This is a genomic window from Alkalimarinus coralli (genome assembly GCF_023650515.1).
In the GTDB taxonomy this organism is placed as follows: Bacteria; Pseudomonadota; Gammaproteobacteria; order Pseudomonadales; family Oleiphilaceae; genus Alkalimarinus; species Alkalimarinus coralli.
Genome location: NZ_CP096016.1, coordinates 3,186,342 through 3,209,748, shown reverse-complemented (window position 1 = coordinate 3,209,748; position 23,407 = coordinate 3,186,342). Strand labels below are relative to the sequence as shown.

Annotated in this window: 15 protein-coding genes; 8 read left to right on the top strand and 7 right to left on the bottom strand. The window is 47.1% G+C overall.

Translation table 11 applies throughout. The features are described from left to right. Window positions 1-37 precede the first annotated feature (37 nt). Both MY523_RS14415 and MY523_RS14410 read right to left on the bottom strand, forming a co-directional pair. Window positions 38-262: a hypothetical protein gene (locus MY523_RS14415; RefSeq protein WP_250655392.1), complete on the bottom strand. Its 225-nt coding sequence runs from the start codon at window positions 260-262 to the stop codon at window positions 38-40. Window positions 263-390: 128 nt separating this feature from the next. Next, window positions 391-1,005: a DUF899 family protein gene (locus tag MY523_RS14410; RefSeq protein ID WP_250655391.1), complete on the bottom strand. Its 615-nt coding sequence runs from the start codon at window positions 1,003-1,005 to the stop codon at window positions 391-393. A 246-nt stretch (window positions 1,006-1,251) separates the two neighbouring features. On the opposite strand from MY523_RS14410, the gene MY523_RS14405 reads away from it, so the two are divergent. The 3 genes from MY523_RS14405 to MY523_RS14395 all read left to right on the top strand — a co-directional run bounded on the left by MY523_RS14405 (window position 1,252) and on the right by MY523_RS14395 (window position 4,018). Then, the gene (locus MY523_RS14405; protein ID WP_250655390.1) at window positions 1,252-1,623 is read left to right on the top strand and encodes a hypothetical protein; all 372 of its coding nucleotides are present in this window, start codon (window positions 1,252-1,254) and stop codon (window positions 1,621-1,623) included. 307 nt (window positions 1,624-1,930) lie between these two features. Continuing rightward, window positions 1,931-2,953 carry a YjgN family protein gene (locus tag MY523_RS14400; RefSeq protein WP_250655389.1) on the top strand — a complete coding sequence of 341 codons (1,023 nt, stop codon included), beginning with the start codon at window positions 1,931-1,933 and terminating at the stop codon, window positions 2,951-2,953. 9 nt (window positions 2,954-2,962) lie between these two features. Then, window positions 2,963-4,018 (top strand): M48 family metallopeptidase, encoded by a 1,056-nt coding sequence (locus MY523_RS14395; protein WP_250655388.1) that lies wholly within the window; start codon window positions 2,963-2,965, stop codon window positions 4,016-4,018. Between the two features lie 174 nt (window positions 4,019-4,192). On the opposite strand, the gene MY523_RS14390 is transcribed toward MY523_RS14395, so the two are convergent. From MY523_RS14390 to MY523_RS14370, 5 genes are all read right to left on the bottom strand, one after another. Next, a complete protein-coding gene (locus MY523_RS14390) occupies window positions 4,193-4,894 on the bottom strand; it encodes a response regulator transcription factor (protein WP_250655387.1) in 702 nt (233 codons plus the stop codon). Window positions 4,895-4,921: 27 nt separating this feature from the next. Then, window positions 4,922-7,774, bottom strand: a complete 2,853-nt coding sequence (locus tag MY523_RS14385) for a cache domain-containing protein (RefSeq protein ID WP_250655386.1) — start codon at window positions 7,772-7,774, stop codon at window positions 4,922-4,924. Between the two features lie 216 nt (window positions 7,775-7,990). Next, on the bottom strand, window positions 7,991-9,631 hold the full coding sequence (locus MY523_RS14380; protein ID WP_250655385.1) for an acyl-CoA synthetase: 1,641 nt from the start codon (window positions 9,629-9,631) through the stop codon (window positions 7,991-7,993). Between the two features lie 39 nt (window positions 9,632-9,670). Next, window positions 9,671-11,065, bottom strand: a complete 1,395-nt coding sequence (locus MY523_RS14375) for a xanthine/uracil/vitamin C permease (protein WP_250655384.1) — start codon at window positions 11,063-11,065, stop codon at window positions 9,671-9,673. Between the two features lie 245 nt (window positions 11,066-11,310). Beyond that, on the bottom strand, window positions 11,311-12,258 hold the full coding sequence (locus MY523_RS14370) for a LysR family transcriptional regulator (protein ID WP_250655383.1): 948 nt from the start codon (window positions 12,256-12,258) through the stop codon (window positions 11,311-11,313). A 140-nt stretch (window positions 12,259-12,398) separates the two neighbouring features. Between MY523_RS14370 and MY523_RS14365 the strand changes: the two genes are divergently transcribed. From MY523_RS14365 to MY523_RS14345, 5 genes are all read left to right on the top strand, one after another. Then, window positions 12,399-13,736: an efflux RND transporter periplasmic adaptor subunit gene (locus MY523_RS14365; RefSeq protein WP_250655382.1), complete on the top strand. Its 1,338-nt coding sequence runs from the start codon at window positions 12,399-12,401 to the stop codon at window positions 13,734-13,736. A gap of 24 nt (window positions 13,737-13,760) precedes the next feature. Continuing rightward, the gene (locus tag MY523_RS14360) at window positions 13,761-16,904 is read left to right on the top strand and encodes an efflux RND transporter permease subunit (protein WP_250655381.1); all 3,144 of its coding nucleotides are present in this window, start codon (window positions 13,761-13,763) and stop codon (window positions 16,902-16,904) included. A gap of 90 nt (window positions 16,905-16,994) precedes the next feature. Continuing rightward, window positions 16,995-18,077, top strand: coding sequence for an SAM-dependent methyltransferase (locus tag MY523_RS14355; protein ID WP_250655380.1), 1,083 nt, complete (start codon window positions 16,995-16,997; stop codon window positions 18,075-18,077). 207 nt (window positions 18,078-18,284) lie between these two features. After that, window positions 18,285-22,019 (top strand): cytochrome P450, encoded by a 3,735-nt coding sequence (locus tag MY523_RS14350; RefSeq protein ID WP_250655379.1) that lies wholly within the window; start codon window positions 18,285-18,287, stop codon window positions 22,017-22,019. After that, a complete protein-coding gene (locus tag MY523_RS14345) occupies window positions 22,019-23,395 on the top strand; it encodes a phthiocerol/phthiodiolone dimycocerosyl transferase family protein (RefSeq protein ID WP_250655378.1) in 1,377 nt (458 codons plus the stop codon). Before MY523_RS14350 ends, MY523_RS14345 begins: the two co-directional genes overlap by 1 nt. Window positions 23,396-23,407: the final 12 nt, after the last annotated feature.

Below are 23,407 nucleotides of genomic sequence, written 5' to 3'. Positions count from 1 at the left end.
AGCTCTTTAAATAAACAAGAGATAATTATATCGCTATTTATGAACTACACTCAGGTGTTGTAAAACCGCTTAAATTGATTTTTAGAACATGTCTTATTAAGGGAAGGGATTGATTAAATGCTATTGTTGAGCTGCCAATTACTTCGTTGTTACCTACCCCCTTTGGAAAGGCATACACACGTTCCAAAATAGTTTTCACTTGCGGAGGTTTTGGATAGCGTGGAATAGCATCGTAGAGCATTGGCGCATACTTGGCACCCATTTGGCGATGCATCCTCTCATTAAAAGATGCCCTCTGTTTGTACTTCCCATACAAGCAGAGAGGACGGGACGGCCTGCCGTTATTGGCAGGCTGTAGGTAGGCTATATCTGTTGCGCTGTGTTTCACTGTTAACCCAATAAGTTTTCTCCCCCGTCATCCAGCTTTCCGGGGCGTTGCCAGTAGTTATATTGCGGTGTCCATTCATCAGGTTGCACGCCGGCTAAACTCAATATGTGCCAGATTGAGCAAAACGCGTCTCGTGGGCCGAACACGCTGGAATTTTTCCGGTAGATTTCATTGCCGTTCCTTTCATAGCATACGATCCCTGGCATATTATTGTTTCCAGGCATTACACTCTGCTCCTGAATATATTCACCGCCTCCGTGAGAAGCCATTGAAAACCGCCACTGCCGTGAGTTAGCGAATTTTCTTTGATTAACAGGGGCGTCTTTTGATAACAAAACAACAGCGAATTGGTTTTCCAGGTGGGGGATAAAGCCATTTAGACCATCTGCCCATAACGTGCAGTATCGACACCCTTGGCCCATATTGTGGATTGCGAATAGTTGCTGCTTGTCTGCAAATAGATCCAGCAGTGAAACAGGCCCTTGGGTCGTTTCAAATTGGTAGTTCTTTATCGGTTCTAGTTGAGAGCGTTTACGCAATTCCTCCAGCCGTTGAACTAACTGATATATCTCTTGTTCTATCTGTTGTATTTCATCTGATGGTGTTTGGCCGTCCATATTTTCCTCCAAGGCCCCTTTAATTGGAAACGTTTGATGGGTGAAGCGAAGACGGATACAACTTGTCTGATGATCAACTAGTATAGACGCTGCTGAATAGAATCAAAGGGACGCTGGGCTGTGTAGAGGGGGGGGGAATCCTTCGGTATTGAGTCCTTATGACGTAAATTCGGGAAAGATCCTCATTAAACACTGGCAGACTGTGTACAATGTCAGGTCTTTATAGGTATGGAGGCGTGTTACTCAATGAAAATTGCAACCAAAGCGGCGTTGTTCTCAGCTATTGTTTTTCCCGGGGCTGGGTACTTTATTGTTGAAAAACGAGTACGTGGTGCCGTTGCGTTTGCTATTACGCTGGCAGCGCTGTCCGTTTTGATGGTTGAGGCTTACCACAAGGCTCAAATTATCGCTGAAAAAATAGTGTATGGCGTGATTCCACTTGATATTCAGGTTATTAGAGAACAAATCGTGTTAACGCCTGGACATTTAAGCCCTGAAACAGCGACCTATCTCTCTTTTATCGTGGGTGCTGTCTGGCTAGTTGGTATTGTTGATTGTTATAGAATAGGTCTGGCGCAGCAACGTATAACTTCCGTTAGTAACAAGACCTGCCCGTAAGCGCTGAGGTAATCACTACTATTGTTACAAAGCATTGATATCCTTACAAAACGTGACATTAATGAAATATATCTCCTTTCTGGTCGCTCCTATACTGACAGCACTTTGCCTTAATAGGCTTGGTTTAAGGTACATTGAGACCTTCGCACGACTACTGCGCTTACAAATACAGCGTTAAAAAATGACTCAAAATGCTCATTTATTACTCATAAACTGCGCTTTTTCTTCATTTTTTGTCTTGTCTTTGCTTCGCTCGTAACGTCGCGCAAAGGTCTCACTTTACAATTAGCTATTAAAGGAATAATCAATGGATGATAACGCTGTGTCAGGTTCAACATCGCCTTCAACTTCTTCTACCATTTTAAATTTTGAATTCCGTGGCAACGGACTGGAGTACTTCAAAATATGGATCGTCAATATTCTACTGACGGTACTTACATTGGGGATTTACTCCGCCTGGGCTACCGTTAGAAATAACCGCTATTTCTACTCCAATCTATACTTGGATGGGGAGAATTTTCGCTATCTTGCAGAGCCGTTACAGATACTGAAAAGTCGCCTTATCGCCATCGCAGCATTTATTGTTTATTCGCTGCTATCCCAGCATTACCCTATGGTTGCGCTTGGTTTGGCGGTAGCGCTTATATTTGCCATCCCTTATTTTATCAACCAGTCGTTGGCCTTTCATCGCCGCATGTCGGCCTACAAAAATGTACAGTTCCGTTTTAAGGCCGGGTATGGTGAGGCCTTTATGGCGCTATATGTGTGGCCATTGATCGGCGTGTTGACACTGGGGATACTGTATCCGCTAGCGATGTTGAAAATGCACCAGTATGTGGTTAGAAATAGTGCTTACGGTACGACTAAGTTTGATTTTACGGCGACCTTTAAAGACTACGGGATGATCTTCCTGATTATGTTGGGTGTCGCTATTATGTTTGGCTTGCCAGCCTGGGCCATTATGACGTTCTTTAAAGACGCCGCATTTATCTCACCGATTATTCTGGCCGGTCTCTATATTGGTCTTTTCTTGTATTTTATGGTGCAGACAAATAACTTATTCTTTAACTGCCTGGCGCTGAATGAACACCGCTTCTCTGCTCAGTTAACCATGCTGGGGCTGGGTAAAGTTATTTTGATCAATGGCTTCTTGACCATTATTACCCTGGGGCTCTACCTTCCAGCAGCCAAAGTTAGAATGACCAAGTATATTGCCTCTTGTCTGGAGATGGATGCTAAAGGCCCACTTGATAACTTTGCTGCGGCCGAGCAAGACAATATCAGTGCGCTAGGTGAAGAGATGGGACAAGTTTTCGATTTCGCTATGTAAGGCGGTTTCATGCAGATAGAAGGACGCTACATGGATGGAACAACCTCCAGCAGGCATTATGCCCGCCTGGAGGTATCTTCGTATCATCCTGTAAACATTACGCTGGTGATTGAACCCGACATTGAAGAGGGTGCGCGCAGAGAGTGCCCCTTAAACTTTGATGAGATGAAGGTGTCATCCCGCTTGGGGAATACTCCAAGAGAGATTGCATTTGGGGACAATGAGCTGTTTGTGACGGATGATAACGACGCCGTTGATGAGTTTGTTCGTGGCTTCAAAGGAGGAGGCTCTGCTTCGTTCCTTCATCGGATGGAAAATAGTCTCACGATGATTCTGGGAGCGACCGCTGTCACCATTCTGATGATTTGGGCCGCGGTGGTGTACGGTATACCTTCATCTGCTCACTATATCGCACATCAACTACCTGACTTTACTTCGGAAAAGCTGGGAAGTGGCTTGACCATGCTGGATGAGACGATCTTTTCGCCTTCTGAGTTGCATGAGTCAGAGCAGTATCGGTATAGAGCAGTGATGGCGCCATACCTTGAACCCTATGAAGATCTTGGCCCAAAAATCGAGTTCAGATCTGGTATGCCTGCCAACGCGTTTGCGTTACCGGGGGGCGAGATTGTATTCACCGATGATTTTTTAAAACTGGTTGAGAGTGACGAGGAGTTGATTGCGGTACTGTTTCATGAACTTGGCCACCTGAAGCACAAGCATATAACCCGACGAGTGCTGCAGGACTCGATGATTACGCTGATGGTAATCTTTATCACCGGCGATATTGATACGATTGACCTGCTTACCGGTTTACCCACTTTGATGCTCGACCTGTCGTACTCCCGCTCGTTCGAGCTGGAGGCCGATCAGTTCGCGCTGGATGCCATGCAGATATCGGGCATTTCAGCCAAACATTTTGCGTCGATTATGCAGAAGTTGGACAAGTCCTATGCTGACCACTCAGATACGGACGACAACAAGTACAAGGCCGTCACGGACTTCTTATCAACACATCCGCCGACCGAGCAGCGAATCAAGTTGGCAGAGCAGTATCAAAACTAGTTATTTCGAAAATATAATTGTTTAGGCATTGGGTTCTCGCCCGCCTCACAATAAAACCGTTGTGTTATCGACAGGCGTAGATAGTTAATTTTCAATACGGTAGAGCCGTTTGGCGCTCACTATTTGGCCCTCACTATTTGGCTCTCAACATCCGGGGGGGCAGGGCTTTGACTATTAACGCCAAATAACATCAGGTGTAAAGATATATCCTGCGCCATAAACGGTTTTAATTATTCTGGGGTTTTTATGGTCTTGTTCTATTTTCTTTCTGAGCCTGGACATTCTGACATCAATGCTACGGTCAAACGGCATGGCGTGTTCGCTTAACAGGCGTTCTCTTGAGAGAATTTTTTTCGGGGCCTTTAAAAATATGTTAAGAATCTCGGCCTCAGCAGCACTTAGCATGACCTTTCTGCTATCGGTATTGGTGAGGGTTAAGGTCGGTTGATCAAATGTCCACTCACCGAATATCGCGCTATTGTGTTCGGCCGCTACTTTGTCACTGGGGTTGAGCCTGCGAACGATACTTTTCGCCCGCGCGACTAGCTCTCTTGGGTCAAACGGTTTGCCAATATAATCGTCTGCGCCCAACTCCAGGCCCAACACCTTATCAGGTAAACTGTTGCGGCCTGATAGTATAATGACCCCGATTTTTTTATCGCTGAACAGGTTCTGAACGAGCGATAAACCATCCATATCAGGCAATCCTAAATCTATAATACAGAGAGAAGGAATACGCTTTTTAATTGCCCGTTGCGCTTGGGAACCTGTTGAAAAGGCTTCTGTCGAGAAACTATAACGTTCCAGTTCGGCACATACCAAGTCACATATATCCTGCTCATCGTCTATTACATAGACTAAAGGTCTGTTTTCCACGTTGACATCTTCTATGGCGTTTTAAGTTCATTCGTTACAGGCCTCATTTAATGCCGTATGTAACGCGTGAGCATCAAATGGTTTTTTTAACACCTGATATTGCGGGCTTTCATTATCATCTTCTAACCCCTCGAAGGCATAACCACTCATCAACACAATTTTACTGTTAGGTGAGCGTGCTTTTAACATTGTAGCTAAGTTAAAACCGTTTTGTTCACCAGGCATACTAATGTCTGATACCATGCCATAGAGTTCATCAATGGAGTTGATCAACTGCGCGGCTTCGTCGGCGTCGGCTGCTTCAATGACGTTAAACCCCTGCGAGACTAACTGTTCTCTCACAATATTTCTGACATCCTCATCATCTTCGACCAACAGCATGAGCTGGCCTTGAAAGTCATCAACGTGAAATGAAGAGGTAGACACGCTCTGATTGTTCTCTGGTGTTATAGCCTCCTGTGCCGGTAACAGCAGAGCTATTTTGGCTCCGCCCTGATGAGGATTCTCCAGCTTGATATACCCTCTCGACTGCTTGATAAACCCGTACACCATACTCAAACCCAAGCCGGCACCTTTACCTTTTGATTTGGTGGTAAAAAAGGGCTCAAAAGCCATCTTGATGGCATCGTCCGAGAACCCTGTGCCGCTATCAATCACGCTTATCTCAACATATTGAGCAGGCTCAACGACGTCATCATATAGCAGGTAATCTGAAACTGTTTTGTCAGATACCCGTATCTCAATGTGGCCGCCTTTGGGCATGGCATCTTTGGCATTTAAGACGATGTTAATCAGGCAGTTCTCTAACGGCCCCGGGTCTGCATAGGGTGTCAGTGTTTGGTTTTGCAGGTCATAAAAGACGTTGATGTTGCTGGGCAGAGAACCCTTCAGCAACTCAACGGTTTCTTCAAGTAACTCAGCCAGGTTGATAGCGCAGGGGATCAGTGATTGACGACGGGAAAACGCCAGTAGCCGGTTGGTTATATTACCGCCGCGCCTTGCAGCCCTTATGGCGGGAGAAAGTCGCTTTAATAACGTTGTATTATTCGAACACTGCTCTTCGGCTGCGATCAGGTTGCCCAGGATAATGGTGAGAATATTATTAAAATCATGGGCCAGCCCTCCGGCAAGCTGTCCAACCGCGTTCATTCGCTGGGCTTCTGCAAGTTGGCGCTCTGCCTGTTTCTCGGTGGTGACATCAATGGTAAGGTTGAGTATGCCTATCACTGTATTTTCGGGAGAAAAATCCGGAATTAACACGCACTTGGTTATCATCTCTTTGCCGCTGGTGACAAGGGTATAGTTGAACGTTACTTCTTCGCCATTTAAACATTGTTGAATATGGGGCGAAATGTCACTCAGCATAGACAAACCGATCACTTCAAGCATTGGCATACCCACAATGCTAGGTTTATCGATATTGAACTGTTCGCTGTATTTGCTGTTGGCAAACAGATAGTGAAGATGCTGGTCTACATAAGATATTTGGGCGGGCAGTGAGTCTAGTATACGTCGTTGCCTGGCTTCCACTATCGTCAGTTGTTGCTGTGCTTGTTGTGTTGAGGTGACAGCCGCTTGCAACTGTACGTTGGTATGTTCCAACGCCTTGGTTCTTGAGGCCACTTTTGAATCCAGCGTTTCTATACTGTTGCGTAGTCGGCTAACCATACTGTCGAATGCATGGGCTAATATGCCCAGTTCGTCACTTCTTTCTATGCCGCTTTTTACCGACAAGTCGCCCTTAGTCACTTTTGCCGCAACGCTGGCGAGTGCAGTGATCGGGCGAGTCACCCATTTAACAAACAGAAACGCGAGAATGATGGCGAAGAAAAGGGCGATCAAGCCAATCGTTAGTAGCCGCTTACTCAACAATTCAGAACTGCTCTGTAGCTCATCGACATAGACCGATGAGCAGATATACCAGTCGAAACCTTCCAGGTGCCTTACCAGTGAGAGCTTTTCGTAGATGTAATTATTCGGGTCGGTGGGTCTGTCCCATAGATATGAGAGCTCCTTACCGGTATCCGCTACATCGATCAGCTCTTTAAGGATGGATTGATTTGTCGCAGGGTCTTTTAATAATAAGGCGTTGGTTTTGTCGATGTTGGGGTTGGGGTGGGCTAACATGTTGCCTTGCTTATCAAATATAAACAGGTAGCCGGTTTTAGCGATGACTATTTGATTCAGCGCTTGCCTTAGCTCCTTGATAGCCTTGGCTTTTCTTAATTTAATTTCTTCCTCGATATCGTCAAGGTATACGCCGCTACCGATAAAAAAGTCCCACTCGGGGAAGTACTTAATGTAGGATATTTTTTCTACTTCTTCTTGCTTACTCAGACGGTGCCAAATGTACTGATAAAATCCCTCTCCTTTCTCCACCACCTTGTCGATGACCCGAGGGATAATGAGCTCTCCTTTTGCATCTTTTAATTGGGACGCATCCGTGCCATGAAATCGTGGGTCGGGATGCGAAAGGATCTTGGCGTCGTAGTTGGCGACCCAGATGTAGTCGTCACGACCATAGGTGAAATGTCGCAGCCCTTCAAAAACGCTCTCCAGCGCCTGCTCTTTTGAAAGGTTATTCTTTTTTGCATTATTCAGGCTATCTTTAACATAAGACTCTGCAAGGGAAATAACCGAGATAAGATTTCTTTTGTGGGCTCCGATGGCTTCCTGGCGATACGACTCCAGATTGAGGTGCATCCTGCTGGCGAGCTCAAAGATATTATTGAGCACGAGCCTGCTTGAGTTGCGCTCTACTTGGTAAACTTCTTTTTTTATCAGGGGAACTGAATACCAGTAAATAGCGATAAACAAGGCCAGCAAAATCAGAATAATTGTCGAAAAGAAAATGCGGGCTAATTTGTGCTGAGAAAACATGCGTACCTACTTATTCGACCTTGTCCTTACTAGTCACCGCCTAGAAACAAACTGACTATGTCATCCTCGCGAAGGTGTGAATGACTGAAGCTTCTGGGCGAATACTAACTTAAGAGAAACCGAAATACGCGGTTTCTACAGCTTATTTAGTACCATCTTAAAACAAAAAAGGCCGAATTGAATTCGGCCAAAAGTAGCATTAGCTAGGAACAAGGACTAGCGGCTACTGATATCATTGGCTTGCTCACGCAACACAAATTTCTGAATTTTACCGGTGGATGTTTTCGGCAGATCACCAAACACCACTGTTTTCGGCGCTTTAAAGTGGGCCATGTTATCTCTGCAAAAATGAATAATCTCTTCTTGCGTTAGTTCGGCATCGGGTATCGGGGTGACAAAGGCACAAGGTGTTTCTCCCCACTTTTCATCGTGCCTGGCGACGACTGCCGCTTCCTGAATTTTAGGGTGCCGGTAGAGAACATCTTCGATTTCAATGCTCGAAATATTCTCGCCTCCTGAAATGATGACATCTTTCGAGCGGTCTTTTATCTCGATATAGCCATCTTCATGCCAGACGGCCAGGTCACCAGAGTGGAACCAGCCGCCTTTGAATGCGGCATGTGTGGTTGAGGAGTTTTTTAAATACCCTTTCATGACGAGGTTTCCACGCATGAAAATTTCACCGATACTTTTCCCATCTTTAGCAACCGGTACCAATGTAGATGGGTCAGCGACCATGAGTTCATCCAGCATGGGGGCTCTTACACCTTGGCGAGACTTGAGTTTTGCTTTTTGTTCGTCGTTTTCGGCGTCCCACTGCTCATGCCATGCACAGACCACCGATGGGCCATAGGTTTCGGTCAACCCGTAAACATGGGTGACCTTAAAGCCCATCGCTTCCATACCTTGAATCACCGATGCGGGTGGTGCCGCGCCTGCCGTCATGACGTTAACGTCGTGACTGATTCCCTCTTTCAACTCCTGAGGCGCACTGTTGAGCATATTGAGTACGATAGGGGCACCGCAGAAATAATTTACGTTTTCCGACCTTATCAATTCATAAATGAGCTCGGGACGCACTTGTCGAAGGCTAACGCTGGTGCCAGATGCGGCAGCAATAGACCAGGGGAAGCACCAGCCATTGCAATGAAACATGGGTAGCGTCCAGAGGTAAACGGGGTGAGAGCCCATATTCCAAGACATCACGTTGCTTACGGCATTCAGATAAGCGCCTCGGTAGTGATACACCACACCTTTGGGGTCGCCAGTGGTTCCTGAGGTATAGTTTAGCGAAATGGCATCCCACTCGTTTTCGGGGACTGACCATTTGAACTCAGGATCTCCCTCTTCCAGTAACGCATCATAGGTTAATTCACCAATAAGCTGTCCGCCTGTATAAGCGGGGTCATCAATATCAACTACCAACGGTTTGTTTGGCACCATCTTCAGTGCTTTTGCAGTGACTTCAGAAAACTCGCGATCAACTAGCAGCACCTTGGTTTCAGCATGCTGAAGGATAAACGCGATGGTTTCTGCATCAAGGCGGGTATTAATGGAGTTAAGTACTGCGCCACTCATCGGCACGCCAAAATGAGCTTCAAAGTGTTCACTGATATTGGGGGCTATAACCGAGACGGTTTGTCCCTTTGTGATGCCTCTGTTATTAAGGGCGCTTGCCAATTGGCGACAGCGAGCATAGACCTCTGCCCAGCTCCTGCGGATATCCCCATTGATGGTTGCTGTTTTATGGGGGTAAACAAATGCTGATCGTTCCATAAATGAAATGGGGTTTAGGGCAGCATAGTTCGCTGCATTTGGGTCAAGGCACTGTTCGAAGATGTTGTTATTTTGGTTCATAGTCTATACCTGTTTCAGTCACATCTTATGGAGGTTAGTTTACGCAGACTCTTGTTTCAGCGCGTCCTCAAAAATTACGTTGTCTTCTGGCTTATGGCGTCCCAGCAGTTTTGGTCTTTCGATTAAGAAATAGAGAACCAAACCAATGACTACGGCATAAACGGTAGACCTGGGGTCTGGCATGGCCAGAGTCACTGCAACGATACCGGCGACGCCTCTTTCGGTAGAGTTTTTAAGCTGCTCCATGCCAACCATGATGCAGATATAGGCAGTTAGGATTAGCGTTAGGGACAACGCTATAGGTAACACAGGCTTAAAGAAGGTCACTAACGGAAGTAAAAATAGAGCAACCAGGCCACTTATCCAGAATGTGCCGCCTCCGCTATAGATTGAATCCATTGCCTTGCGCCCCATTGCATATCGTTCAGCTACCGTTGCGTGTGCTGCGGTCCATAACGGCCCTGCCAGCCCAGGCCAAGGGGCGAAGAAGGCGTGAATTGCATTGCGAATGGCGGTAACAAGGTGAACACGGTCAACGTTATCTTCGATTTTCTCATCATCACGCAGGTGGTCGACACGTTTAACCAGTGTAAAACCTACGACGATATCGCCAAACGCAATCACGTAAGCGATGAGCGCGGTCGGGATCGCCAGTAAAAATACATCCCAGCCCGGAAAGCCTACTGAAAACGCCAGGTACTGCCACATCAGAGCAAAGTCTGGCTGGGTAATTCCCCACTCGATGTCTGGCAGTGTATATTCACCGACTGTCCAGCCGACGATCATTGCGATAATCATTCCTGGCACCATGCCGAAGTTGGCAATTTTCTTCGCAAAGGCGCTGCCATCCACCACATTTTTAAATGAAAGAGAAAACAGAACATAGGCGGAAATGATTGACCCCACGATCAGCGAAATGGGCGTCGCATCAATACGTCCTCCTACTTTTAATTCGCCCATCATGGCAGCGATACCAGCACCAATAATGATGCCAGACTTAAGTGAGTTAGGAATAATATGAACCAGCTTTGAGCCTAACCGGGTAATACCCAGAATTAAAAATATGATCGATACTTCCAGCTGCAATGCGAACATGGCTTTGATGGCGTCAGGCCCTGGCTCAAACCCTTTTAGGTAGAGCAGTACAACGGGGATGGCGGGCGTTATCCAGCCGGGAACCAATGGAACACCCAGCAGTGAAGGAAGGATATAACAGACGCCTGCGATAAAGGTAAATGCTAATGCGGCTTCGTATGGCATACCCAGATAGGATTGCAGTAGAGGGATCATGGCGAGCCCAACCACAAACATGATCAACCCTTGAATCATTTCGGGTGTTTCCCACCGGTAATGAATAAAAGGGAGTCGAATTTTAAACGGCCCTGCTGGCCAATAGGGCTGCTCAGCCCCTTTGTCTCTTTTGATCGCTTGCATCTTTTTATCCTTATTTTTAGGCGGAACGCTAAGATGATCAGTGAACAATAAAAACGTTGCTAAATTTTTTCTGAAATCTAACGAAATGTAACAAGAGGGGGGGAGTCGCTGGTTTGCGCTTGGAGAGGTTGGTTTGGAGTAATGAGTTGATTTTTCTTATGTTTTGTCGTGGCGCGAGCAGTAGGCTTTGTTGGGTTATTCTTTCCTGTCATGTAACGTCCTTGTTTAGTGGTTAGGTTTAGTAATTAGGCGCACTCTTTACATATATGTTGTTTCAATTCTCTCAAATGCAACTCTGAGCTGGCTTTAATCATGCTGTTTACATGTTGTCGCAGCCATATCAGCCCTTGATCTCTCTCCTGTCTTTTGTGCCAATAGCAGGCTACGGGGTTAGGCGATAACTGGATAGGCGGCTCTACTACGGTTAGCTCCCCACTGAATATTGCCTTCTCGACCGCTGTTGACGGAACAATGGAGATTAGGTTGGTCTCTTTGAGTAGCGCTGGAACTGCGGAGAAATGGTTTACCGTCATTGCTACTCTCCTGGACAGGCCATGCTGTGCCAGTACGTTATCCGAAAACCCTGTCGCGTCACCCGACAAAGAGATCAGCAAGTGCTCTGCGTCTGCAAACTCTTCAAGCGTCAGGTTTGCCTTGGCAAGAGGGTGTTTGGGACGCATCACACATATATAGCAGGGAGTATAAAGGTACTGGCTGCGGATGACGCTGCCAGAGGTGAGCGATGCCCCCACCACCATATCAACCTCTGCATCATGTAGCATTCGTTCTGCATTGAAGATAGTATAAGGCACTGCATGAATGTTGATGCCGGGTGCTTCCTGCTCAATGAGTTTGCGTAGCGGAGGCCAGACGGTTTGCACAATTACATCGACTGTTGCGATGCGAAATGTTCGCTTGGCGGTTGCTGGGTCAAAGCTATTGCTATCAATCGCCTCTTCCAGTTGCTCCAAGGGGTGCTTGATTTGAGACCATAGGTTTTGCGCATAGAGGGTAGGCTGGATATTTCGCCCGTCTTTAACGAAAAGCTCATCTTTCCATGCGACCCTCATTCGAGACAGGGCATTAGACACTGCCGGCTGTGTCAGCGAAAGGTTTTTTGCCGCTCTTGTGATTGAGCGCTCCGTCATTATGGCGTCAAAAATTACCAGTAGATTCAGTTCTTGATTTCTCATAACACGCCAACCTCTTACTCTTAATTGCCAGAGCTTAAATATATCATTTTAAGTGATGTGTTTTATATGTAAATATAATTATATTTATTGTTATTAACGTTGCATACTGGCGTTAATGTAAATTTAACTGGTATGTCACTATGTTTTTAACTACAAATTTTTTAAGCGCCAGGTTTTTTGGTGCCAAGTTTTTAGGTGCCAGGTTTTTTGGTGCCAAGTTTTTAGGTGCTAAGCCCTTACGCAAAAGCTATAAATTGGGTTTGTTGGTCGCTATTGTAAGCGTGTTGGCCGCCTGTGGGGAAGCAACTGAGACTCAGGTTCAGCCTTCGGCTCAGCTACCTGTTGTAACGGTAGCGCCTGTTGTTCATGAACGGCTTACGGAGTGGGATGAGTTTACTGGGCGACTTGAGTCACCTGAAAGCGTTGAACTGCGCCCGCGGGTGTCGGGCTATATTGACTCAGTGGCGTTCAAAGAAGGGGCTTTGGTTGAGGCCGGAACCCCACTGTTCTATATCGACAGTCGACCTTTTGAAGCTGAGGTAAAACGCTTGAGCGCAGAGCTAAAGGGGGTTAAAAGCCGCCTGAAGCTGGCTGAAATAAGCCATCAGCGAGCAGACACGCTTAGTGCCAAAAACACCTTATCAAAAGAAATTTATGATCAACGGTTTGCTGAACTGGAGCAGGCTAAAGCCAGCGTTCAATCGGTTTCTGCTGCGCTAGAGTTGGCAAAGCTTAAACTGGGTTATACCCAAGTGAAAGCGCCGATTACCGGCCGCGTTTCAAAAGCCGAAATCACCGCCGGGAACTATGTGTCGGCGGGGCAATCCATACTCACCAGTATTGTATCGACCGACCGGGTGTATGCTTACTTTAATACCGACGAGCAGACCTATCTCAAGTACATTAAGCTAGCGCGGGAAGGTTCAAGGCCTAGCTCCAGAGAGGCTAATAACCCTGCATTGATGGCGTTGGCGAATGAGTCAAATTACCCTCATGAGGGGCATATTGATTTTATCGATAATCAGGTTAACCCTGCGACAGGTACAATAAGAGGGCGTGCTGTATTTACCAATCAGGAAGGGGCATTTGTACCTGGACTGTTTGCACGGATCAAACTGGTTGGAAGTTCAACATACGAAGGCATTCTCATTGATGATAAAGCGATTGGCACTGACCTGAATAACAAGTTTGTGTTGGTGCTTGGTGAGAACAATACCGTTCAATACCGCCCGGTAACGATGGGCGAGAAATTGAATGGCCTCAGAATTATCAAATCAGGATTGAGCAAGAATGATCAGATTGTGGTGAAAGGCTTACAACGGGTTCGCCCAGGTGCAACGGTATCGCCTGAGTTTGCAGAGATGGTCAGCCCAGATGCTCTGGCTGAGCTGCAGGCGCTTCAACATCGACTGGATAATCGTTTGGACAGCAAAACAGTTGCCATTAATCGTCCTGTAGTAACAGATCACGCCCTATAGGCGAATCATTTTTAGGTGACTGGTTTGAGTATTTCGCAATTCTTTATACTTCGCCCGATTTTCGCGGGCGTTATTTCTTTAATGATTTTTATTGCCGGGGCTCTGGCTGTCTGGCAGTTGCCAGTAACAGAGTACCCCAGTGTTGCACCACCTACGGTTATTGTGACCGCTTCTTACCCTGGTGCAAACCCAAAAGTTATTGCTGACACGGTAGCTTCGCCGTTAGAGCAGCAGATTAATGGTGTTGAGGGCATGATATATATGTCTTCGCAGGCCACTTCTGATGGTCTTATGACGCTGACGATTACCTTTGCCATTGGTACCGACCCCGATGAAGCTCAGGTATTGGTGCAAAACCGTGTTGATCGAGCCGTGCCGCGCCTGCCGCTTGAGGTGCAACGATTAGGCGTCGTGACTAAGAAGTCGTCGCCCAGTCTTACCATGGTTGTGCACCTGACATCACCCGATGATCGCTACGACATGCTCTACTTATCCAACTATGCCAACTTGAAGGTGAAAGATGAGCTGGCGCGTATTGAAGGTGTGGGCGATGTGGGCATTTTTGGTGCCGGTGAGTTCAGTATGCGAGTCTGGCTTGACCCGGAAAAAGTGGCTGCATTGAACCTCAACCCAGGTGACATTGTGACGGCCATTCGAGAGCAGAACCAACAGGCCGCCGCTGGTTCACTAGGGGCACAGCCGTCGGGCGACAATGACTTTCAGTTGCTGATTAATGTGAAGGGGCGGTTGGCATCAAAAGAAGAGTTTGCGGATATCATTATTAAAGTGGGGGAGAACGGGGAGATCTCTCGTCTTAAGGATGTGGCGCGAATTGAGTTAGGCGCTAACTCTTATGCCTTGCGTTCACTGCTCGATAATAAGCCCGCGGTTGCTATTCCAATATTTCAAGCGCCAGGTTCAAATGCAATTCAGATATCCAATGATGTTCGCTCGACCATGGCCGAGCTTAAAAAGGTATTTCCTGAAGGGGTGGATTTCTCTATTGTCTACGACCCAACGATTTTTGTTCGCGATTCGATAAAAGCCGTTGTTAATACGTTATTGGAGGCCCTGGCGCTGGTTGTTTTGGTTGTGGTGCTGTTCTTGCAAAACTGGCGTGCGTCCATCATTCCTCTGGCTGCGGTTCCTGTTTCATTAGTTGGTACCTTTGCGGTGATGCATGTAATGGGGTTCTCCCTGAATAACCTATCGCTGTTTGGGCTTGTTCTGGCTATTGGTATAGTCGTTGACGATGCGATTGTCGTGGTAGAAAACGTGGAGCGAAATATTAGTGAAGGCTTGTCTCCAGTTGAGGCCACACAGCAGGCGATGAAAGAGGTGACCGGGCCAATTATTGCCACCACGCTGGTATTGGCTGCGGTGTTTATTCCTACGGCGTTTATGTCCGGGTTAACCGGGCAATTTTATAAACAGTTTGCACTGACGATCACCATTTCGACCTTTATCTCAGCGATTAACTCATTAACCTTAAGCCCAGCGTTATCGGCCTTGTTATTGAAAGGCGAGAGTGCAACTAAAGACAAGCCCACTCGATTGATCAATTGGTTATTTGGAGCGTGGCTCTTCAAACCGTTCAATCGATTGTTTGATGCTGCTGCCGAGCGCTATACCTCTGGCATCGGAAAGCTGATTCGTCTGAGTGGCGTGGTATTGGTGCTGTATGCTGGCCTTATGGGGTTAACCTATTATCAATTTAATACCACGCCGACGGATTATGTCCCGGGACAGGACAAAATGTACCTGGTTTCATTCGCGCAACTGCCTGATGCGGCATCGCTGGATCGAACAGATACGGTGATTCGGGATATGTCTGAAATCGCACTTGAACATCCCGGCGTAGAATCGGCTGTTGCGTTTCCTGGCTTGAGTATTAATGGCTTTACCAATAGCCCAAACAGTGGAATTGTTTTTGTTACTTTAAAACCGTTTGCTGAGCGAAACGTTCCTGAGCTAAGTGCGCACAGTATTGCAGGACAGCTTAATGGGCAGTTTGCCTCGATTCAGGATGCGTTTATTGCGATCTTTCCGCCACCCCCTGTGCAAGGGTTAGGTACCATTGGCGGTTTTAGGTTGCAAATAGAAGATCGGGGCGATCTTGGCTACGAGAAATTGTATGAAGTAACTCAAGAGGTGATTCAGAAAGCCTGGGCTGCACCTGAGTTAACGGGTAATTTTTCCAGTTTTCAGATCAATGTGCCTCAGCTGGATGTGGACCTGGATCGAACCAAAGCGAAAAGTCAGGGTGTTAGAGTTGATGATGCCTTTCAGACCATGCAGGGGTATCTCGGCTCTATTTATGTGAATGACTTTAACCAGTTTGGTCGTACCTATCAGGTCAACGTGCAGGCAGAAGACCGCTTCAGGCAGGAGCTTGAGCAGATTGGTCAACTTAAGGTGCGCAATCAGAATGGCGAGATGATTCCTCTAGGCTCTTTTGTCGATGTGAGTCACAGTGCGGGGCCTGACAGAGTGATGCACTATAACGGTTTTGCGACGGCAGAGGTTAACGGCTCTGCTGCCCCCGGTTTTAGCTCAGGCCAAGCAAGAGCCGCGATTGAGCGTATTCTTGATGAAACGCTACCGGTGGGCATGAGTTATGAGTGGACGGAATTAACCTATCAACAGATACTGGCAGGTAACACCTCGCTGTTTGTTTTCCCTTTGGTGGTGTTGTTAGTGTTTCTGGTGCTGGCAGCTCAATATGAAAGTGTGCGACTGCCACTGGCGATTATCCTGATTGTACCAATGACACTACTGTCGGCGATGAGTGGTGTTATTTTGTCTGGTGGGGATAACAATATCTTCACACAGATTGGTTTTATTGTACTGGTCGGCCTGGCAACAAAAAATGCCATCTTAATTGTCGAGTTTGCTAAAGAGCTGGAAGACAAGGGCATGACGGTTATCGAGGCCATTAAAGAAGCAGGGCGACTAAGGTTGCGGCCCATCTTGATGACCTCTTTTGCATTTATTATGGGGGTAGTGCCTATGGTACTTTCAACAGGTGCTGGGGCTGAAATGCGACAGGCAATAGGGATTGCAGTGTTTTCCGGCATGATTGGCGTAACGATTTTTGGCCTATTGTTGACGCCAGTCTTTTATTACCTGATGCGTCGTAAAAAGGGGGGCGAAACTAACAGCCCGTAGCACAGGTGTTGATGAGGCAGGGTGTTACGCTTACCAGCCAATTAAAAATGCGTTACCCTGTCGTCGTCAATAACCAGTAAAGAGACACCGATGCGTTCAACCCAGCTCTCTGCTATTACCGCAACCCTTCTAGATGAGGACAGTTCGCACCAGGATGTTTGCCTCGCGTTGGATGAATTTTCACATTTGTGCAGCAGTATTACTGGAGTTAAGCCTGACACCAGCTTTGATGCCTGGGCGGAGGATTCATTTTTAGATTATGGCGTAGCGATTAATCCTCAGGCTGCGGCATATTGTATTCACGACTATCAGAGAAGTGTCGTTTTTATAAGGGGTGTTTATGCGGCTATCAATGTCGCTAAACTGAGGTTTCCGGCTCAGAAACTGAAAATCCTCTATGCAGGTTGCGGCCCCTTTGCAACGCTGTTACTTCCACTGATGACCCAGTTCGAGTCTGACGAGTTAGAGCTGCATTTGCTGGACATTCACCAGCGCTCTTTAGATAGTGTTGGTCGGTTGTTGAGTCAGTTAGGAATGGACGACTACGCGGTAAGCCTCACTCAAGGTGATGCGTGTACATACCAGCACCCTGAGGATTTGCACATTATTGTTGCGGAGGTGATGCAAAAGGCACTTGAGCAAGAACCACAGGTCGCGGTAACCGCTAATCTTGCCCCCCAGCTATGTGAAAAAGGTATCTTTATTCCAGAGCAGATAGACGTACAACTATGTTTGGCTCAATGGGATAATGAACGAAAGCAAATAGAAAAAAATGCCTCAGCGAAGAGCAGTCGCCAGCGCGCCAAGTCAATGTTGCGAACACCCTCGGTGTTTAGACAACCCATAGGGACTATTTTTACGCTATCTCCAGCCAATATCGTTGCAGGTCTATCGGAAAAGGGGAGTGATGGGGCTAACTTAGAGTTCAACACGGTGGTGGTTAATATGCCGGGAATTGATCATATAGACCGTTACGACGTGTTGATGCTGACTCATATTCAGGTTTTCGAAGATTATGTTTTGGGCGATTATGAGTCCGAAATAACGCTGCCTCATAAATGTTATGACTTCCCTCCTTTGCAGCGATTTGCACGTTACCATGTGCGCTACCAGCTGGGTACCTACCCTAGGTTCATGTTTACCCTCGAGCCTAAGGCGGTCAGCCAGGCTTAGTCGCTTTTACCTGGATCTATTCTGAGCGTTATTACTTAATCACCTTGTTATTTTTATATGGTACAATTGTGCATTTAGTGTTCGCTCTCAGCAGTTTTTTAGATCTTTGCTTTAATGAATGGAGCAAGTCAAAACCGCCACGTTTAATAATGATGATCTCATCTCTTTTTAGGGTGATGGTTGTAGCCGTATACTCGGAGAATAGTAATGCCTCAGCAATTTATCGAACTGATGTTAGCAAAGCCGAAACAGGTTTTGCTATGGGTCTCGATTATTACCCTGCTTGCCTGCGTGGGTTATAAAAATGCAGTGCTCAATACGTCATACAAAGCATTTTTTGATGGTGATGATCCACTGTTGATGGCGATGAATGAGCAGGAAGCCACCTATTCCAAATACGACAATATGGTGATCATTGTTGGAACCGAACAGGGTGACCTGTTTACGCCATCGGCGTTGCAAGCACTGCACGGGCTAACAGAAAAAGCCTGGATGGCCCCGTACTCCTCGCGAGTTGACTCAATCATCAATTACAACCATACCGAAGGCCTTGAGGACGAACTGGTTGTATCGCAGATTCTGGAAACCCCCGCCGCGCTTTCTGCTGAGCAAATTGAAGAGGCCAAGCAGGTCATAATGTCTACGCCTGCACTGGTAGGAAACTATATTGCAGAAGATGCCAGGGCGGCGACTGTTTTTATGACCTTTGAGATCTCTGATAACCCTGTGGGGGAAACATCAGAAATTTCTGATTATGTACACCAGATTGTTGAACAAGCACGGGGTGAGCACCCTGAGCTGAGTTTCTATGTTACTGGTACAGTAGAAAACGCAGAGGCGTTTGCTGGTGCCACAATACAAGATGTCATAACGCTCATCCCGGTCGGGTATGCGATCATGGTTTTTTTGCTGATTACCTTAATGCGTAGTGTCTGGGCGACGGTAATTACGCTGACCATTGTGACCTTTTCGACGACCATCACCATGGGGTTCAAAACCTGGTTTAATGGCGATATTAACTCTGTTAACTCGTTTGCCCCCACCATGATTATGACCATTGCCGTGGCAGACTGTGTTCATTTAATGGTTAGTTTTTTTCAGTACTATCGAGCCGGGCAGCCGAAAATAAATGCAATGCGCCTTGCTTTGAGCCATAACTTCAAATCGGTACTGCTCACCAGCATCACCACCGCGATTGGTTTCGCTTGTCTTAACTTTCATGAATCCCCCATGTACCGAGAGCTTGGCAACATCGTCGCCGCAGGCGTCATGGTGGCATTTGCGCTCTGTGTAACACTGCTGCCTGCATTTGTGTTGCTTCTGCCGATAAAACCGGGCCGTGCTCAGGTTAAATCAAAACGTTTTATGCTGGCTTGGAGTAATCTGGTTATTAACTATCGCAAAGCGATTCTGGCAGCAGGGCTAAGTGGAATCGTATTGCTCATTGCTCTTGGTTTGCCTCGTAATGAGCTGAACGAAATGTTCACAGAATATATGGATGAAACATTTAGCTTCAGGCAGGCGAACGACTTTTTGAACGAGCGAATTGGTGGGCTGCACCGCCTGCTATACTCCATTGATTCGGGCAGCGAGAATGGCGTTCACCAGCCTGAATATCTTGCGGTGCTGGAAGCGTATTCAAACTGGTTACGAAAGCAGCCGGAGGTCGCTTATGTCGGCAGTTATACCGATATCCAGAAACGCATCAATAAAGCGATGAATGAAAATCAGCAGAGTTTCTATCGTGTGCCGGATGATCTGGCGCTAGCCTCCCAGTACGCATTGCTGTATGAGCTGTCTCTGCCGTTCGGACAAGGCTTAACCAACACTGTGAGCATGGATAAGAGCAGTACCTTATTGATTGCCATCCTCTATGAGTCGGACTCCAACAGCATGATTCGTTTTAATGAGCGGGCCGAGCAGTGGTTAAGAGATAATGCCCCTGAAGCGATGCATAGTCGTGGGGCAGGCTTAGACCTGATGTTCTCAAAAATGGCGCAACAGAATATTCCATCCATGGTTTATGGCACGTTCTTCACTATGTTGCTGATCTCGGCCATTTTGATTATTGCGTTGCGTTCCTGGAGTTTGGGGTTCGTCAGTGTGCTTACCAATATTCTCCCTGCACTTTTGGCGTTTAGCTTCTGGGGTTTGGTTGATGGGCGAATCGGTATTGGTGTTGCAGCTGTTGCCACGCTAACGCTAGGGTTGGTCGTCGATGATACGATTCACTTCCTGCACCGATTTAATGAATCGAGAAAGGCGGGCATGAGTGTTGAAATGGCTGTGCGTGAGACCTTATCGACTACCGGCATGGCAATGATCACCATCACGCTGGTGTTCGCAGGAGGCTTCGGTGCCCTTAGCTTTTCTCATTACAGTGCTAATGCTGATTTAGGACTGATGACTTCGGTGACGATATTGATCGCACTGGTGATGGACTTGGTTGTGCTGCCGGCCTGGCTGATTACACGTTATGCTAACAAGGATGCTGCCGCATCCGCATTAAAAGGTAAACCTATTCCTACTCCTCCGAGTGGTTTACTGGGGCATCTACCCTTGATGGCCAAAGGGCAGCATGGCTGTATGTATGACTCCATGATGCAACTGCGTGAAACCTATGGCGACATTTTCCAGCTTAATATCCTTAATAAGCCCTGGGTTGTGGTCTCTGATCGAGCGATGATTCAGCAGATATTGATGAGTGATCGGGAGAGGTTCCCGAAAACAGGGGATGCGGTCGATGAGATGAAAGCGATTGGAGGTGATCAGGGGATTCTGGTGACTGAAGGCAAGCAGTGGCTTCGGCAAAGGCAGTTGGTGATGCCGGCGTTTAGACCCGAGCAGCTTAAGTCGATGATGGTTGATATGAATGCGATATCGCATCGAGCGGTGGCGGATCTGTCTGACGCTAAAGAGGTTGATGGTAAAGGATTCTTTAATCGTGTTTCGTTGGCCATTATATGTCACGTAGGCTTTGACTATCGTATTGCTTCGTTAAAACCCTGTGAAAAGACAGACCCGCTGCTGGAAGCACAGGAAGTGGCTTGTAAAGAGTTAATGACGCGTATTCAAAGAACTAAATACTGGAAGAAGCTTCCGCTGCCTTCGAACTATCGTCTGGATCGTTTGTTGATGAGCCAGCGAAAAATATTTGAAGAGATAATTCGCGACCACCGAGAAGGGCGCGCAGAAGCCAAGGTATTGATGCAGCAGCTACTGACTGCGACAGATGACAACGGCAAGCACATAGGGGACGATGAGCTGATTCAGCTAGTACACGCCTTTATAGCTGCCGGCCATGAAACGACCGGCGCATTTTTGCAGTGGACGATGTATTACCTGGCGACGCACCCTGAATTGCAGGAACAGGTGAGAGACGAGCTGAATCAGGTGATGGGCGATAAACAAGATATCGACTATGACGATTACCAGAAACTGACTTTGCTGGATAAAGTCATGAAAGAGACCCTGAGGCTTCGCCCCCCCATACCCATTATGCTGCGATCCGCTTCAGAGGATCTAATGCTGGGTGATTATGCGGTTAAGAAAGATTCCCCGATTCTCATTATGCTGGGAGCCATGCAGAAAGACCCGAAGTATTGGGGAGATAATGCCAGCTTTTTTGATGTTTCGCACTTTGATGAAGAGGTCGAATCCCGGCGGGAGAAGTTTACCTTTGCCCCATTTGGCCTGGGGCCCCGTATCTGTGTAGGCCACCGGTTTACGATGATTGAGGCGGCGGTCATTATAGGACAGTTATTGAGATCATACCGTTTCAGCTGGCCAGAAGGGCAAAAAGTAGAGCCTGCTTTATCGCTAGTCTGGACGACTAAGACAGCGCTTCAGTTTAAGGTCGAAGCCTTGCCTCAAAAAGCTGATATGTCAAAAGCGGGTGCTCAGATGGCAAAGGATATTAGCGCTCAGGAGGTAGGCGAGTAATGAACACTATTCAGCGAGCATTAAGTATTCATGAAGCCAGCTTCCCGATTTATGCAGAGCTTTCTCCTGGAGCGGGTAACATTGTTGCCTGTTTACGCTTACGGGGAAGTCTGTCTTATCAGCAAGCAATGGATGGTTTCTCCAAACTCATGTCTGTTGAGCCCTCATTGCGAGTAGGCATTGAATGGTTACATCCAGAGGGACAGCCTGAAAATTATTACGCGGTCGAAGTAGACTCAGAAGGCGTTCCCTTTGAACAGCTAACGCTAGCTGAGGGTGACGATATAGCTCAGAGCGCTGCCAAGGTCAGAGAATCGTTACTTAATCAGCCTTTTCAGCGAGGGCATTTGCTGTGGCGAGCAAGGCTGCTCTCAAGAGACCTGGAGCACTGTCTGGTTTTTAGTATTAATCACGGCTTGTCGGATGGCACCTCGGTGCACTATCTACTAAACCGCTGGCTTGAGGCAATGGATGGCAGTCAGTTGTTGGATGCGTATGATGGCGCAATTGCGCCTTCTTTGTGGAGTTACATGCCAAAGAAAATATCGGGATTCTTTGGGGCTTTTCGCTCGCTTGGTATGCTATCTACCTTTGTTAAAGCGCAAAAACTGGCTGATCAAGGGTTGGCATTTAAGGTGGGGGACAATGTGCCAGCAGAAGAGCACCGCTGCCGTTCGACCTACCGAACCCTGGAGAAGGGTCACTTCGGTCATTTGCTCTCATTGGTAAAACAAAGCAATAAAAGTATTCATGGCTTGGTCGGCGCAGCAACGGTGAGTGCTTTTTTATCAGACTCTAAAGACGCGGGAAACCTAAGCAATATAGGTGATGATTTTGCCATGCCGTTTGTTACTACTGTGAACGTGAGAGATAAAATTGACCCGCCATTGAGCAATAAGGTGGCAGGCAGTTTTTCGTCGGGTGTTACGGGAATGGTTAAGGTAGATCAGCAGTGTATTGATTCTGCTTATCAAGAGGCTCCATGGCTGCTGGGTGACCAGATCGCGTCAGGCGTTACCGCTGCGCTGGAAGAGGATCAGCACTGGAAAGTTTTACGTATCTATCAGTTGGCTGGGTTTAAGGGGCTCAAGAAGATGTTTTTAGACAGCAGTGAGAAGCCTCTTGCGACGCCTATTAGTTTTGCAAACCTGGGGCGAGTTGACTTTAGCTGCCAAACCTTAACCGTTACAGGGTATGAAATATACGCCGCTTTTCATGTCTCTGGCGCGGGAATGAATATTACCGCCAGCACTTTAAATGGGGCGCTAACACTCTGCTTTACTGGCCCCTCGCCAGCGATAAACGAGGAGGTAATGAACGGGTATGCTGACAAGGTTGTGGCGCTGCTGAAAAAATGGGCTCAGCTAGGGAAGTAGTTTGTCGAATAT